General features: G+C 71.3%; 16 protein-coding genes and 1 pseudogene. 3 read left to right on the plus strand and 14 right to left on the minus strand.

Annotated features, from left to right (window positions below; all coding sequences use genetic code 11):
• Positions 1 to 6 precede the first annotated feature (6 nt).
• Positions 7 to 198 carry a DUF664 domain-containing protein gene (locus MCAG_RS35055; RefSeq protein WP_232290234.1) on the minus strand — a complete coding sequence of 64 codons (192 nt, stop codon included), beginning with the start codon at positions 196 to 198 and terminating at the stop codon, positions 7 to 9.
• Positions 158 to 820, minus strand: a complete 663-nt coding sequence (locus MCAG_RS20295) for a glycoside hydrolase family 11 protein (protein WP_369751330.1) — start codon at positions 818 to 820, stop codon at positions 158 to 160. The genes MCAG_RS35055 and MCAG_RS20295 overlap by 41 nt, the downstream gene beginning before the upstream one ends.
• On the opposite strand from MCAG_RS20295, the gene MCAG_RS33795 reads away from it, so the two are divergent.
• Positions 819 to 1,046, plus strand: a complete 228-nt coding sequence (locus tag MCAG_RS33795; RefSeq protein WP_165949719.1) for a hypothetical protein — start codon at positions 819 to 821, stop codon at positions 1,044 to 1,046. The genes MCAG_RS20295 and MCAG_RS33795 overlap by 2 nt on opposite strands.
• Positions 1,047 to 1,298: 252 nt before the next feature.
• On the opposite strand, the gene MCAG_RS20300 is transcribed toward MCAG_RS33795, so the two are convergent.
• Together MCAG_RS20300 and MCAG_RS20305 are read right to left on the minus strand one after the other, a co-directional pair.
• Positions 1,299 to 1,796, minus strand: a complete 498-nt coding sequence (locus MCAG_RS20300; protein WP_050778022.1) for an S-adenosylmethionine decarboxylase family protein — start codon at positions 1,794 to 1,796, stop codon at positions 1,299 to 1,301.
• 34 nt (positions 1,797 to 1,830) lie between these two features.
• Positions 1,831 to 3,030, minus strand: coding sequence for a nucleotide disphospho-sugar-binding domain-containing protein (locus MCAG_RS20305; protein WP_036374423.1), 1,200 nt, complete (start codon positions 3,028 to 3,030; stop codon positions 1,831 to 1,833).
• Between the two features lie 228 nt (positions 3,031 to 3,258).
• Between MCAG_RS20305 and MCAG_RS20310 the strand changes: the two genes are divergently transcribed.
• A complete protein-coding gene (locus tag MCAG_RS20310) occupies positions 3,259 to 4,212 on the plus strand; it encodes an aldo/keto reductase (protein WP_007074862.1) in 954 nt (317 codons plus the stop codon).
• A gap of 109 nt (positions 4,213 to 4,321) precedes the next feature.
• Here MCAG_RS20310 and MCAG_RS20315 read toward each other — a convergent pair whose 3' ends face one another.
• From MCAG_RS20315 to MCAG_RS20355, 10 genes and pseudogenes are all read right to left on the minus strand, one after another.
• Positions 4,322 to 5,506: an endonuclease/exonuclease/phosphatase family protein gene (locus MCAG_RS20315; RefSeq protein ID WP_036374426.1), complete on the minus strand. Its 1,185-nt coding sequence runs from the start codon at positions 5,504 to 5,506 to the stop codon at positions 4,322 to 4,324.
• Entirely contained in the window at positions 5,503 to 6,558 is a 1,056-nt protein-coding gene (locus MCAG_RS20320; protein ID WP_007074864.1) for a glycosyltransferase family 2 protein, read from the minus strand. The genes MCAG_RS20315 and MCAG_RS20320 overlap by 4 nt, the downstream gene beginning before the upstream one ends.
• A 39-nt stretch (positions 6,559 to 6,597) precedes the next feature.
• Entirely contained in the window at positions 6,598 to 6,837 is a 240-nt protein-coding gene (locus MCAG_RS35060; protein WP_050778023.1) for a hypothetical protein, read from the minus strand.
• Between the two features lie 200 nt (positions 6,838 to 7,037).
• Positions 7,038 to 7,349, minus strand: a pseudogene (locus MCAG_RS36325) (UbiA family prenyltransferase); the annotation flags it as partial.
• Between the two features lie 258 nt (positions 7,350 to 7,607).
• Complete coding sequence (locus MCAG_RS20330) at positions 7,608 to 8,657, minus strand: NAD(P)-dependent oxidoreductase (RefSeq protein WP_007074866.1); 1,050 nt, start codon at positions 8,655 to 8,657, stop codon at positions 7,608 to 7,610.
• Positions 8,654 to 9,982, minus strand: coding sequence for an aspartate aminotransferase family protein (locus tag MCAG_RS20335; RefSeq protein ID WP_198141760.1), 1,329 nt, complete (start codon positions 9,980 to 9,982; stop codon positions 8,654 to 8,656). Before MCAG_RS20335 ends, MCAG_RS20330 begins: the two co-directional genes overlap by 4 nt.
• Positions 9,983 to 10,147: 165 nt before the next feature.
• On the minus strand, positions 10,148 to 11,134 hold the full coding sequence (locus tag MCAG_RS20340) for a lysylphosphatidylglycerol synthase transmembrane domain-containing protein (RefSeq protein ID WP_083802319.1): 987 nt from the start codon (positions 11,132 to 11,134) through the stop codon (positions 10,148 to 10,150).
• On the minus strand, positions 11,131 to 12,138 hold the full coding sequence (locus MCAG_RS20345) for a glycosyltransferase family 2 protein (protein WP_132399210.1): 1,008 nt from the start codon (positions 12,136 to 12,138) through the stop codon (positions 11,131 to 11,133). The genes MCAG_RS20340 and MCAG_RS20345 overlap by 4 nt, the downstream gene beginning before the upstream one ends.
• Positions 12,139 to 12,398: 260 nt before the next feature.
• Entirely contained in the window at positions 12,399 to 12,626 is a 228-nt protein-coding gene (locus tag MCAG_RS20350; RefSeq protein WP_007074870.1) for a hypothetical protein, read from the minus strand.
• Positions 12,627 to 12,667: 41 nt separating this feature from the next.
• Positions 12,668 to 13,378: a BTAD domain-containing putative transcriptional regulator gene (locus tag MCAG_RS20355; protein ID WP_007074871.1), complete on the minus strand. Its 711-nt coding sequence runs from the start codon at positions 13,376 to 13,378 to the stop codon at positions 12,668 to 12,670.
• A 201-nt stretch (positions 13,379 to 13,579) separates the two neighbouring features.
• On the opposite strand from MCAG_RS20355, the gene MCAG_RS20360 reads away from it, so the two are divergent.
• Positions 13,580 to 14,530, plus strand: coding sequence for a UbiA family prenyltransferase (locus MCAG_RS20360; RefSeq protein WP_007074872.1), 951 nt, complete (start codon positions 13,580 to 13,582; stop codon positions 14,528 to 14,530).
• The last annotated feature ends 150 nt before the right edge of the window (positions 14,531 to 14,680 follow it).

Genomic DNA, 14,680 nt, shown 5'->3' on the forward strand with positions numbered 1-14,680 from the left:
ACGGCCCTACTCGTTGATGAGCTGCTCTCGCAGAATGCCCGCGTGCCCACAGTGCTGGGCGAACTCGCGCAGTACGTGGAGGTACACCCACCGCAGCGGAAGCGGGACCTGGCCCCCGGGGCTACGGGTAGATGACGTCGGTGAGCATCCGGGCGGCCTACCAGAGCGTCCTGCCGGCTCCCCGGCGACCGAGGTCATGGCGTAGTTGTCGAATACGACGCCGGCCGAGGTTGAGGCCGGCGCGGGCCCAGGCGTCGAAGTGGTTGGCGGTGGTGATGGTGCCGCTGCTCCGCTTCTGCTGACGCACGCTCCAGTACTGGTAGAAGGTGCAGCGGTCGCCGTCGATGCAGGGTGCGTTGACCCGCTGGCTGCGGAGGATGTCGTAGGTGCCGCCGTCAGTGGTGACGGTGCCCAGCCGCTGGGCGCCGCTGCTCGGGTTGTAGGTGCCGAAGTTCTCCACTACGTAGTACTCGATGAGCGGGTTCCGCGTCCATCCGTACAGGGCGAGGTAGGTGTTGTTGTTGCCCGGGTTGTAGCTGCCCGAGTAGGTGACGGTCCGCCGGGTGCCGGTGGCCCAGCCCTTGCCGCCGACCCAGTTGTTGGTGCTCCTGTCCCAACTGCTTGTGTAACGGCCGTCGGCGCGCAGCGTCATGCTGGCGTTGCCGCTGTCCTTCCAGAACGAGAAGAAGTAGCCGTTGTGCGTGCCGGTGAGGTTCGACGTGAGGGTACGGTCGGCCTCGGCGTACGCGTTGGGCGAGGCGATGAACGTGCCGGTGACGGCGAGCGCCGCGGCGCACGCGGCGCTGAGGAGCAACCGCATGCGGCTGCTCCTTCGCGGTCTGGTCGAGGTGTCGTTCATGTACGTGTTCCTCCTCGTGACAGCTGGTGGTGGCCAGTGCCGCGGTGCGACCCGGCGGGCTGTCGGTGGCCAGGTGCGGGCAGCCGGTTATTCGGCGTATCACCACACGGTGGGTGGGGTGGTTCTCCTGCGCGACCGGGACGGGGTCGCGGAGGGCGAGGTCGACGTAATCGATGCTCGTCGATGACGATCGTAGGGTTCCGAATTTGGGCCTGTCAACGATTTTCGGAAATATTCCCGAAACTTTTTGTTCGACAAGCGGGCGCCTCGAGGCACCTCCAACTCGCTGACAGCCGTGCCCAGGGAGCGCGTTCCGCGTGGTCAATCGCTACCCGGGAGTGAGGGATGGTGAACCGGAGCCAAGCCTTCGAAACTTCCGGAACCTCCCCGCGATCCCGTCCGCCCGTCGACTTGATTCAAGGCGTGGTGCCACACCTGTTCATGTCGCCCGGATGAGGCCGCCGTCGGCCGGAGCGTCAGCCGCTACTGCCGTGAGCCGCTGGCTGCGCCACAGCCGGGTCGCCGGCCCGAGCGCGCGTGGCCAGTTCTCCCCCCGGCGGGTCAGGCAGCGCTCGGTGATCTCGAACCCGCCGACCAGCGCGGCCAGTTCGTCGAGCACGTCGGACTCGCGGAACGGCTTGCAGGAAAAGATGTTCAGGAACACCTCCCGCAGCCCCGGATAGGTGTGGATGGCGGCGTGCGACTCGGCGAGGATCACCACCGCCGACTTTCCGGCCTGGTGCGGCGGGCCGTCCTCGCTGGCGACCAGTGGCCCGGCGATCACCGTCATGCCGATCCGGGCGACGAGGTCGCGCATGAAGGTGTGCAGCGCCTCGCCGTCGTCCAGGGCGCGGGTGTCGGTGACCGCGGACAGCCGCAGGGTCAGCTCGTCGCCGTAGTGACCGTCGGTCGGTTGGGTACCAGGGTGCCCGGTCATCGGTTCTCCTTGTCGGTCGGATGTCAGTGCGTCGTCAGCCGGCATGGGACAGCAGCCGGACCGGGTCGGCGGTCAGTTCCTGCATGATCGAGACGATGCGGGCCGGACCGGTTGGCGCGGCGGCGGCCCGGGCGGGGCGGGCCGACCGGACGGTGGCGGCGTGCGCGACGAGTTCCCGTAGCCTCTCCGGCCGCCAGTCGTCGTCCCCGCAGTTGGCGGCCAGCCCCTGGCGGGCCAGCATGTCGGCGAAATACTCGCGTTCCGGGTCGCCCCCGGGGAAGACCAGCAGCGGTACGCCTGCGTGCAACGCGCTGGCGAGCGTGCCCCGGCCCCCGTGGCAGAGCAGCGCCCTGGCCCGTCCGAACAGGTTGCGAAGCGGCAGCAACGGCCACGCCTGCACGTTGCCGCGCGGCGACACCCGGGGCGGGGCCGTGTCGGTGCTGCCCGCCGCGATCAGCACGTCGACGTCCGAGCCCTCGAACGCCGCGAGGCAGTGCCGGTAGTACCAGTCGGCGTCCATCGGCGGCCCGCTGGTGTAGGCCAGCAACCCGTGCTGGCCCGGCCGGGGCCAGTCCACCGGCCCGGTGGCGAGGTGCCGGTCCAGTGACGCTGCGGTGAGCTGGCCGACGTACTCGCCGGTGCTGTGCCGCGCCACCAGCGGGTCCATCTCCGGGGCCAACGGGTAGACCAGGCGGGTGCTCCAGGCGAAGAGCACTTCCGAAAGGGACTGTGGCTCCGGTGCCCGGCTGCGGCGCAGCACCGGCCGGAACGCGGCCAGTGCCCGGGTGTCCACCGGTGCCCAACCGTCGCTGCCGCGCCCGAAGAGACGGTGGTCCGGCCAGGTGACCGGGGTGATCACGGGAATGCCGGCGAGCGACCCGGCGACCACCGTGGTCAGGTCGTAGTCGTGGAACAGCACCTGCACCCGGTGCGCCCGGAACTCCCGTAACTGCGCGGTCAGGACGGTCTCCACCAGGTCGGGGTCGGCGTACGCGGACCGGGACAGCAGGTCGTCCAGGCGGAGGGCGGTCGTCGCGTCGGGGTATGGTGCGGCGTGCGGCCCGGGGATCGGCACCGCCGGCACGCCCAGCCGGTCGAGCACCGGCCGGAAGTGTGGGCTGGCGAAGAGCACCGGAGTATGCCCGGCGAGGCGGACCGCCTCGTACACGGAGAGCACGGTGGAGACCGAGCCGAGGCCGTACGACCACACTCCCGGAACCAGGCCGACCCGCATGGTGAGATCCTCCTTCCGGGTGCCGCGCCGGTGCGGCCGGCCCCTGCGGCGACTGTAGGAAGCCGTGAACAGCGGGGACAAGGTGGCGGCAACTGCCGTCCACGTTGATGCGTCCCCGGTCCCATGGGCCCTGCGTCGAAGGTAGTAGATATCGACAAGAAGCGCGCCCGTGCCGGGTCGCCGTCCCTATTCTGGGCCCGACGTACCCGTCACACTCTGGGAGGACTGATGCGGCAACGTGAGTTGTCCGGCGGCGCGGGGATCCAGATCAGCCAGCTCTGTCTCGGCGCCATGGCGTTCGGCACCGAGGTCGACGAGAAAACCTCGTTCGCGATCCTGGACCGCTTCGTCGAGGCGGGCGGCACGACCATCGACACCGCGAACTGCTACTCGTTCTGGGTCCCTGGCGGCGTCGGTGGCGAGAGCGAGACGGTGCTCGGCCGTTGGCTGTCCCGTCGGGGCGGCCGCGACGGGCTGGTGCTGGCGTCGAAGGTTGGCTCCGGTCCCGGCGCCCACGGTGGGGCCGAGGGGCTTGCCCCGGCGGTGATCCGTGCGCAGCTCGCCGGGTCGCTGCGGCGGCTCGGTGTGGACCACCTGGACCTCTACTACGCGCATCGGGAGGACCGTGACACCCCCGACGAGCAGGCCCTGGCGGCGTTCCACGAGGCGGTGACGCAGGGAAAGGTCCGGGCGTTGGGCGCCAGCAACCACACCGCCTGGCGGCTGGCCGAGACCCGGGCGGTGGCCGAGGCGAAGGGCTGGACGCCCTACACGGCGGTGCAGCAGCGCTACTCGTACCTGCTGCCCCGCCCGGCGACGGCGCTGCCCGAGGGCGGGCACGTGCACGCCAGCGACGAACTGCTGGACCTGGTCCGCAGCCGGGGCCTGACCATGTTCGCGTACAGCACCCTGCTGTGGGGTTCGTACACGCGGCCGGACAAGCCGCTGCCGGAGCACTACGAGCATCCGGGCACCGAGCGGCGGCTCCAGGCGCTGCGGGAGGTGGCGGACGAGCTGGGGGTAACGGCGAACCAGGTGGTGCTGAGCTGGCTGATCGGCGGAGATCCCGCGGTCGTACCGATCGTCGGGGTCAGCTCGGTGGCCCAGCTCGACGAGGTCCTCGCCGCGGTGGACCTGGATCTGCCGACCGAGCTGCGCAAGCGCCTCGACGCGGCCTGCTGAACCGGCCTCGCGTCGGCGACCGGGCAGGGGATTCCCCTGCCCGGTCGCCGTGTGTCCCTCACCCGGGTCGTCCCGCTTCCCCGGGGTGGGGGAAGCGGGACGACGCGGTTCAGCCGGCACCGGCCAGAGAGACGGTCACCTGCTGTCCTAGATGGTCCGAATGGCCCTGTGAGCCGACCATCCGGTACTCGTGGCAGCGCACCGGCCCGGTGAAGAACGCCCAGTCCAGCCGCCACCACGCGGCACTGTCCGGCCAGGACACCGGATAGAGCTGGTCGCCGGCGACAGCCGCGTCGGTCAGCCGGGTGGCCAGCTCGCGCAGTTCACCCATCGCCGAGGTGGCGTTGAAGTCACCGGCGACGAGTTGGCCGTGCGGGTTGCTCGCCAGGTCGGCTCGCAGCGCCCGGTAGTGGGCCTGCCGGCGGTCCTGCTGGGCCTGCATGAACGCGGTGAACTCGGACTCGGTGGGGTCCATCGAGATGTCGAGCTGCACCGGCACGTGCACGTTGTAGACGGAGAGCACCTGGCCGTCGACGCGCAGGTCGGTGCGGAGCACCTTGTGACGGTAGTAGTCGGCGAAGTCCGAGTCGGCCGGAACGCCGTGCCGAGTTGGGTCGGCCAGGTACGGCATCCCGTCCAGGGCCCGCGAGGCCACGATGGGGTAGCGGGACATGGTGAGTAGTTCCCCGACGGCCACCACCTGGTAGTCCGGGAAGTGGCGGCGCAGCTCGGCGACGTGGTCCACCGGGACCGGGCGGTGCCCGGCCAGGTCCCAGCCGACGTACTCCTGAAGGAGGTAGACGTCGGCCCGTTGGGCGGCCAGGTAGTCGTGGAAGTGTTGGGGATCGGCGCCGTCGTACCAGTACTCGGTGTTCCAGGAGAACACCCGGACCGCACCGGACGGAGCTGGGTCGACCCTGCCGAACAGCGCGGATGGGTTCAGGCCGGCCAGGTCGAAGCCGACGGCGAGGCAGCACACCGCGGCGACGGCGAGCCGCCCGCGTGCCGGCCGGGCCAGCGGGGTGAGAGACAGCAGCAGCAGTGGCACCACGACGAAGACCAGCGGCGGCATCAGCTCGGCGGGCCGCCACCACCAGTGCTCGCCGGTCAGGAGCAGGAACATCGTGAGGAACACCGCCCAGGCGGCGGTGAGTGCCGCGAGCCACCGGGCCCGGCGCGGCCACCGGGCCGGCTCGTTGGGGTCCCGGCGCGGTGGCGCGGTGAGGGTGGTGACCCCGGGGGCCCCCGGCGCGGCGGTGGCCGCGCCGGGGACGGGGTCGATCAGGAGGGTCATGCCGTGGTCCCGGCCATCGTCGGGGACGGCGTGCGAGTGGCCGACCAGTCCGCGTCGTAGAGCCGACGGAACTCGCGGGACAGCAGCCACTGTACGGCGCCGACCGCGATGCCGGCGGAGATCGCCACGTTGGTCAGGAAGGCGATGCCGGTGAACACGGCCAGGAACGGCAGCCCCTTGCGGCGTCGCACGTGCCGGTACATCTCCGCGTCCGCCGACAGCGAGACGCCGAACAGGACGGTGGTCAGCAGCAGCCAGGCGGGATGCAGCGCGGCCAGCGGCAGGGTGGCGAGCACGCCGAGGGCGGCCACGGTGCCGAAGGAGCGGGCCGGGCTCTCGAAGCCCTTGGCGAAGCGCCGCCGCCGGGCGAACAGCGGCACCCGCAGCCGGGCCCGGCGGAAGAGCTTGCGTAGCAGCGGCAGCAGCCGGTCGTCGTCGTCGTGCCAGCCGCGGACCTGGTCGGTGACCATGATCTGGTGGCGGGCCGACATCCGCTCGCCGTAGTCGACCTCCTCGGTCTGCCGCAGCCGGGGGTTGAACGGGCCGACCTCATCGAAGACCCGGCGTGGGATCGCGGTCAGCGACGAGAACAGGAAGCTGACCTCGCCCAGGGACGCCATCCGCCAGCAGTACGCCTGGAGCACCCGGCACTCCTCGACGATGCTGTCACGGATTAGCGGATCCTCCTCGTAGATGCCGCAGACCGCGCCGTACTCCGGGTGGGCGGCAAGTTCGGCGACGGCGCGCTGCACCGCGTCCGGGCGCAGCGCCACGTCGGAGTCGACGAAGAAGAGGATCTCGCCGCGGGCTGCCGCGGCACCGGTGTTGCGGGCGACGGCCACCCCGCTGTTGCGCGGGGTCTGGAGCACCGTCACGGCCCGCTGGCGGGCCTTGGCGAGCGAGTCGTCGGTGCTGTGGTCGTCGACGACGATCACCTCGATCGGCTGGTAGGTCTGCCCGAGCGCGGCGTCGATGCACGAGCCGATGGAGTTGCCGTAGTTGTAGTTCGGGATGATCACCGAGACCAACGGGTTCGTGGTCGGGGTCGTCATGGTCTGTCTCCTCAGACGGTGGATGGGGACGCCAGGTCGTCAGTGGACGAGGGCGAGCAGGGTCGGGTGTTGGGTGACGAGCAGGACCCCGCCGAGCAGGACGCCCCAGAGCAGCGCGTTGACCAGCATCGCCCGGTCCCGCAGCAGCACCCGGGTGGGTTCGCCGCCGTCTCCGTCGACGACCACCACCTGGAGGTAGCGGGCCACCGCGAAGAGCGCGAACGGGGTGGAGCCGACCAGCGCCAGCGCCTGGTACGGGGTGGGGATGGTGGCCTGCACGTGGCCGAGGAAGCCGCTGATCGCGACTGCGGGCGCAAAGCACGATCAGCAGGTCCAGGTACTGGACCGAGTACCCGGCCAGCGAGGGCCGGTGGGGCGCTGCCACCGACGGCCATCTCGTGCCGTCGCTTGCCGAGAATGAGCAGCAGGCAGAGGGCGAAGACGGCGATCAGCAGCCAACTCGACACGGCGACCCCGGCGGCCAGGTAGCCCTGCACCACCCGGAGCAGGAAGCCACCGGCCACCACCAGCACGTCCAGCAGCGGAACGTGCTTGAGCCCTCTGCTGTAGGCGATGTTGAGCGTCAGGTAGGCCGCCAGCGGCCACCACGGGAACGCCGGCCCGAGCGCCACCGCCGTGACCAGCGCGGCGGCGATCAGCCCGCCGAAGGCGTACGCGGTGGGCACGCTCACCCGGCCGGAGGCGATCGGCCGGTGTCGTTTGGTGGGATGTGCTCGGTCGCGGTGCCGGTCGTAGACGTCGTTCCAGACGTAGACCAGCGCGGAGACCATGGTGAACAGCAGCACCGCCCAGGACACCCGGCCGAGAACACCGAGCCCGAGCCGGGGGGTGTCGATCAGCACCAGCGGAACCACCAGCAGGTTCTTCGCCCACTGGTGGGGCCGGATCAGGGTGATCAGGTCACGCGCCAGGGTACGGTCGGTGGCGCGGGAGCCGGTGGCCCGGGTCGCCGGGCGGGTGCTGGGCGGGGTGGGTCGGTCGAGGGTCGGCGGGTCGACGAGGACAGTCACGGTTACCTCCGGTGCCGATCAGAAGATGGCCTTGGCCAGCCCGAGGGCCCCCTGCTTCCAGGGGTCCCGGCTGGTCCGGCCGGACGAGGTCGGTGCGGCGGTGCGGTTGTTCGCCCGCCACCAGTCGTAGGTGCGCAGGATGGCGTCGCGGTTGGACAACCGGGGGGTCCAGCCGAGCACGTCGCGGGCCTTGTCGACACTGACGTACGAGTCGGCCCGCAGCTTGTGGATGAGGCGTCCGTAGACCGGGGAGAGCTTCAGCCGTTGCAGCAGCTCCAGCGCGGCGACGGCGGGGCGCACCGGCACCGAGACCACGCGCTTGCCGTGGCCGGCGGCGTCCAGCACCGCCTGGAAGTCCTCCCGCAGGGTGTCGAAGCGGTCGGCGGCGATGTTGAACGTGTCGTTGGCGACGTCGTCCGGTGCGTGCAGCACGGTCCGTACCGCGTCGACCAGGTCGTCGATCGCCAGCATCTGGATCCGCACGTCGCCCTTGCCGAGCACCGGAAAGTTGCGGCCCTCCTCGGCCCACTCGAAGAGCATCGAGAACAGCCCCATCCGGCCTGGCCCGAGGAACGTCTTGGGCCGCAGCATCGGCAGCACCATGCCGGCGGCGCGGTACCGCTCGGCGACCTCCTCCGCGCCGGCCTTGGCCCGGCTGTACGGGTCGACCGGTTCGCGCGGGTACTCCTCCGTGGTGGGCACCACGCTTGGCAGCCCGTACACGGCGGTCGAGGAGACGTGCACCACCCGGGCGGTGCCGGCGTGGGCGGCGGCGTCCAGCACCGTCTCCGTGCCGCCCACGATGATCGACCGGATCTCGTCCTCGGGGTAGCTGGGCAGGGCGGCGGCGGTGTGCACCAGCGCGTCCGCCCCGGCCAGGACCGCGCCGACCCTGGCCCGGTCGCGCACGTCGGCGACCGTGTACTCGACACCCTTCACCGGCTCGACCGGGTCCCGCACGTCCAGGCCGCGCACCCGCCAGCCGTCGGCGGCCAGCGCCCGTACCAGGTGCCCGCCCAGCATTCCGCTGCCGCCGGTCACCACCACCGTCTTAGCGTTCTGATTCACCACAGCGACGACACCTTCTCCTTGACGAAACGGGTGACCAGCCGGGGCAGGCCCTGGGCGAGGGTCCGGTCCAGGCGGTCGAGGAAGTGCTCCACCTCGGCCGGGGCGGTCACCAGCGACGGGCCGACCACCAGTGGGTTCTTGCCGTTGAGCGTGTAGTACGTGTAGATGTCGTGGTCCCGGTAGAGGGCATTGACGACCGCGCAGGTGACGAGCTTCGTGCCGAACTGCGGGTCCTTGGCCAGGCCGCCGGGCGCCAGCTTGGTGACTAGGTCCAGCACCCGCGGCGCGTCGAGGAACACCCCCCACAGGGCGCCCGCGCCGCGGACCTCGGCGACCGCGTCCGGGTGCTCCTTGGCGATCCGGGCCAGCCCGGGGGCCAGGATCCGCTCGATGTCGCGGGCCCGGGCGGGGAAGTCCTCCTCCACCGCCACGTTGATCGCCTCGATCGCGGTGGCGGTCTCCTCACCGAAGCCGTAGTAGGTGGTGCTGGTGCTCTGCAACAGCGCGTCGTTGAGGCTCTCGTACGCCTTGTGGAAGATCGGCCGCCGGGCCACGTACGCGGAGATCGAGGACTTGCCGCCGCCGAAGGACTTCGAGGTGGTCACCACGTCGGGGATCAACCCGGGATAGCGCATGAAGTAGAACATCGTGCCGGTCTTGCCCCAGCCGGTGTAGATCTCGTCGAAGATCAGCACGATGTCCTCGCGGGTGCACAGCTCGCGCAGCCCGCGCAGGAACTCCTCGGAGCACCAGCGCATGGTCGAGGCGCTGAACGGCTCGATGAGGATCGCGTACACGTCGCACTTGCCCCGGCGGTCCCGGGTCGCGTCGACGGCGGCCCGGACCGCGGCCAGGTCGTCGTAGGGGAAGCTCACCACGCCCGGGATGCCGGGGAAGGTGAAGTGGTTCTGCGCGCTGCCGGTCAGGCTGCCCGAACCGAGCAGCTTGCCGTGGAAGCTGATGTCGCTGCGCATGATCGTGTTGCGCTTGCCGCCGTGGTACTTGTAGGCGAGCTTGACCGCGCCCTCCACCGCCTCGGCGCCGGAGTTGGGCAGGAACGACATGTCGAGGTCGCCGGGGAGCACGGCGGCCAGGTTGTGCGACAGCGCGGCCAGGTACGGCGAGAAGTAGGTCTTGTGCACCTCCATCCGCTGCCGCTGCTGGAAGCGCTGCCGGGCGGCCAGGATCCGGGGGTGGTTGTGCCCGTGGTTGAGCACCCCGACGCCGCCGGTGAAGTCCAGGATCCGCCGACCGTCCCGGGTGTGGATCCAGGCGCCCTCGGCGTGGTCGACCAGTTCCCGGCCGAAGCCGAACGAGGTCATCAGGCTGACCTGACTCTTGTTGACGTGCTTGCGGTAGAGGTCCTGCACCTCGGCGACGGAGAGCTGTTCGGCGTCGTCGATGGTCAGTAGCTCGGGCATGAGGGGTCCTTTCGAAGCGCGGTTCACGGACGCGGTGGTGGAGTCGGGAGGTTGCGCCGGCATCGGTCAGCCGGGGGTCGGGGTGAGCCGGGGGTCGGGTCCGGCGGATGGCGTGGCGGGGTTACCGCTGGTCGCGAGCCGTTCCGAGGCGGCGACCGCGAGTAGCGCCAGGCCCGCCGTGAGTGCCTCGGCGAGCGTGCTGAGCACCCGGCTGGCGACCGCCGCGGTGACCGCCGCCGGCAGGGGCAGCACGGTGGACAGGGCCGCGACCACCAGCACCTCCCGTACGCCGGCGCCGTCCGGCACGAAGAGGGCGACCGTGCCGGCGGTGGTCGCCAGGGCGAACGCACCGACCGCCGCCGGAAGGGCGGCCCCGGCGTCCGCGCCGAGCAGCACCGCGACGATCCACAGGTGCACCCCCGAGAGCACCCAGGACAGGCTCTGCCACGCGATCGCGTGGCGGACCTCGGCGGGCCGGTGCAGCGGTGCCGGGCGGGGCCGGCGGGCCACCCGGGCGGCCAGCCGGACCAGGAGGTCGAGCACTCTGGGCCGGATCGCCAGCACCACCAGCAGGGCGACCGGCAGGAGCAGCCAGGCCAGCCCGGTGCCGGTGCCGAGCACGGCCGGGGCCACCAGGAGGCCCACCGCGCCGCCGGTCAGCAGCACCACGACCAGGTTCACCAGGTAGGTGCCGGCCATCCGGCCCCGGCTCACCCCGGCGGCATCGCCGAGCCGGAGCTGGGCCAACAACCCCCACACTCGGCCCGGGACGAACTTGCCGAGGAACCCGACGAAGAACATCCGCACACCGGTGCGGGGCGGTACCACCGCCCCCACCGAGGCCAGCGTCAGCGTCCAGGCCCTCATGCCGCAGAGCAGGCCGACCCCGGTGACCAGCAACGCGGCCAGCAGCCATCCGGCGGTATCCGGTCGTAACAGCCGGCCCAGCGTCGACCACTGCTGCCCGCGCAGGGTCAGCGTGACGCCGCCGAGTACCGCCGCCACGAAGACCGCCGTGAGCGCCGCGCGCCACGCCCGCCGCCTGCCCATCATCGGCCCGCCGTCAGGGGCAGCGGGCGGGGGGAGCCGGTGCCGCGTAGCCGGGCGATCAGGCCGGCGGCCGCGCCGGCCACGATGGCGAGCTGGGCCACCAGGTGCACGCCGACGAACCAGACCAGGAAGGCCCCGCCGCGCTCGCGTCGGACGAACGGCAGCAGCCCCGGGTCGGCGAGCAGGAAAAGCCCGAAACAGGCCAGAGGTACGGCGAGCAGCGCCGGGTGCAGGATGCCCAGCAGCAGTGTGGCCGGCACCAGCGGAGCGGCCAGCACGCCGAGTGCGGGATTGACCGCGACGCTGCCGGCGCGCATCCGGTGCGCTCCGGCGAACGCCGCCAGCGGCAGCGAGCGACGGTACTGCTCGCGCAGCATGGCTGCGAACCCGGCGCAGTCGTCGTGCCGGCCGACCACGGTGTCGGTGAGTCTGATTCCGGTCACTCGGGCGAGCCGGTCGCTGTACTCGACGTCCTCGGCGTCGCGCAGTCCCTCGTGGAACGGGCCGGCGGCGAGGAACGCGGCGCGCCGCACCGCGGCCAGCGCGAAGATCGCGGTGTTGACCCGGCCCACGCTGCGCCGTCGCCACCAGTGCGCGTGCAGCACCCTGTAGTGCTCGATCGGTCCGTCGTCGTAGAGCGGGTGGGTGTCGTAGGTGCCGTGCACGCAGCCGCAGGTGGGGTCCGCGGCGAGCACCGCCAGGGCGTTGGCGATGGCGTCGGGGAACAGCGCCACGTCGGAGTCGACGAAGAAGAGGATCTCGCCGGTGGCCGCCCGCGCGCCGATGTTGCGGGCCGCCGACACGCCCCGGTTGCCGCCACCCTCGATCACCCGGCACGGGTATCGGGCCGCGATGTCGCGGGACCGGTCGGTCGAGCCGTCGTCGACGACGATGACCTCGTATGGCCGGTGGGTCTGCGCGAACACGGCGTCCAGGCACGCACCGAGCGTCTTCTCGTAGTTGTAGTTCGGCACGATGACCGAAACTCTCTGCCCATCAGCGGCCATTCGGCCTCTCCCTCTCATGCCCGACGCCATGTCGACGTCGATGAATACCGGCGCTCTCGACGTTAGGGATCGCCATTCCTCGGGCCAAGGTGGCGCATCCTCATTCGGATGGGATTTCCTCGAAGGTGGAAGGTCGATCTACGACCATCAGTGCATGGGGTATCTCGGCAGCGGGAAACCGGCAGAGAAAAAGGGCGTTCCGCACGTCTGTCACGACGTGCGGAACGCCCTCGAACGATGGGGAGTACGGGTGGTGGCGCTCAGCTGCGGTGGGCGGTGTACAGCAGGATCGGGGGGCAGTCGTCGGCGACCGCCAGCAGGTGTCGCTGGAGGCGGCGCAGGGTGCGCCGGCAGCGGCTGCCCAGCGACAGGCGGGCGGGTGGCAGGGGACCCGTCACCGGTGGGCCGACCGAGGGTCGATCGTCGGCGGGTCGGCGGGGGGCGGGTGGGGTCGAGGCTGGACGCTCCAGCGGGATCGTGATGGTCATGCTGCTCCCTCCATGGGTGGGCGGTCGTGTTCGGCCGGCGGTCACACCTGCGCCAGCCGGTCCTGGGCGAGTTCGTCCCACCGCAGCGCCGCCGCGGTGATGCCGAGCTTGCGGTGGCAGTCGGCCAGGGCGGCGAAGGGGACCGGGTCGTACGGATCCACCTCCAACGCCCGGCGGTTCCAGCGGATCGCGGTCCACCAGTCCTCGGCCTCCAGCGCCAGGTCACTGAGGAGCCGCAGTGCGTGCAGGGCGCGGGTGCGGCACCACTCCCGCTCGGCCACCGCCCACTCCGCGTCCTGCGCGGGGAGCAGGTCACCCCGGTAGACCTCCACCGCGCGCCGTAGGTGCCCGGCGGCCAGCGCCCGGTCGCCGGCGGCGAGTGCGGCGTTGGCGGCGGTGATCCGTCGTTCGAAGGAGGCCACGTCGATCCAGAGCTGGTCGGTCTGGAGCAGGTAGCCACCGTCCACCGAGGCGATCCGCACCGGGGCGTGGCCCTCGCCCGTCGGGCAGAGGGCGCGCCGGGCCCCGTGCACCGCGGCCTTCACCGAAGTGGTGCCGGCCGACGGCGGCAGGTGCGGCCACAGCGCCGAGCGGAGGGTGTCCCGGCTGACCGGCCGGCCCCGGTGCAGCAGCAGGTATTGCACCAGCGCCTGGGACCGGCCGGCCCGCCAGTTGGTGACGGTGCGACCGTCAATGGTGATCCGGAATCCGCCGAGTAGTTCGACGCTCGACGGGGCTGTGTTGTCTGACATATTGCTCCACCACGATCTGCCGTTCCCTGGGTGGGGGTGACCTGCCGACCGTAAATTGCTTACGCTGGGGAGGCCAAGGTGGCGAAATCAACGTGCCGGCGAAAGTGGAGGTAGGTGGTAGTCGTTCTGCGACCATCGTCGTAGGTGTAAGTCAGTGACTCGGATGAACCGAGTCACAGGTTTCACGCCCACGATATTCACATGACCTACCACTCGGTTATTCGGTTCGACCGGTACTCCCGGTCCGCGGGTGTCGTACGGCCGTCGACGGTGGCGGTCGCGGAAGGCTGCCGATACCTGGCGGCGAGTTGGCGGGAAGCCCGCCCAGTCGTGCAGGTCGTCTTCCAGCTGCGTTTTCTCGCGGGCGCGGCCGTGGCCGCCCCGCAGGCGGTGCTGACCCGGCCCGGGTCGCTGCTGGTGGGCGCGTTCGCCTGGCTCTGCGCGACCTGGTTCGTCTACCTGCTGAACGGGCTCTCCGACCAGGTGGAGGACCGGCGCAACGGCTCGCTGCGACCGCTCGCCAGCGGAACGCTCCCGGTCGGCGTCGCTCGGCGGACCGCAGTCGCCCTGGCCGGGCTCGCACTGCTGTCGGCGGCGGCGGTCTCGGCGCGTCTTGCCGGGCTGGTGGCGCTGATGTTGACCCTCGGCTGGCTCTACTCGGCCGGTCCCCGGCCGCAGAAGGGCAACATGGCCGGCTTCGTGCTGGTGGTGGCGTCCGGCGGGATCGTCACCTACCTGGCCGGAGCCGCCGCGGCAGGTGGGCCGGTGCGCCCGGAGCTGATGGTGCTGATGGTGGCGATGTCGCTGTGGATGGCGCTGGCCGGCACCACCAAGGACCTCTCCGACGTGGACGGTGACCGGGTGGCCGGCCGGCGTACCCTGCCGGTGCTGCTGGGCGACGGGGCCGCCCGCCGGCTGATGGCCGTCCTGGTGGCGGTGGCCGGCGGTGTGCTGCTGGCCGGTGCCCTGCTGCTGGCCCCGGTGCTGGTCCTGCCGGCGGTGGTGCTGGCCTTCGGCGCGGCCGGGGTGGTCGGTTGCCTGCTCCTCGGCGCCGGTGCCACCGGGCGCCGCCGCCAGCGCCGCCCGTATCGGCTCTTCATGATCAGCCAGTACGCGGTGCACCTGAGCGTGCTGGGGGCTTTTCCGGGTTGACGGTGGCCGGGTCGAAGGCGCAAAAGTCGGGTGTGGACGGTCACATCCGTCGCCTCCGGAGGAGGGCCTACGCTGCGCGACAGGCGCGCTACCGTGGTAGCCTCTGCCGAGATAGCGGGGGGGTCCGTGGCGAAGCCATACGCGATGCAG

The sequence above is a fragment of the Micromonospora sp. ATCC 39149 genome (assembly GCF_000158815.1).
Lineage (GTDB): Bacteria > Actinomycetota > Actinomycetes > Mycobacteriales > Micromonosporaceae > Micromonospora.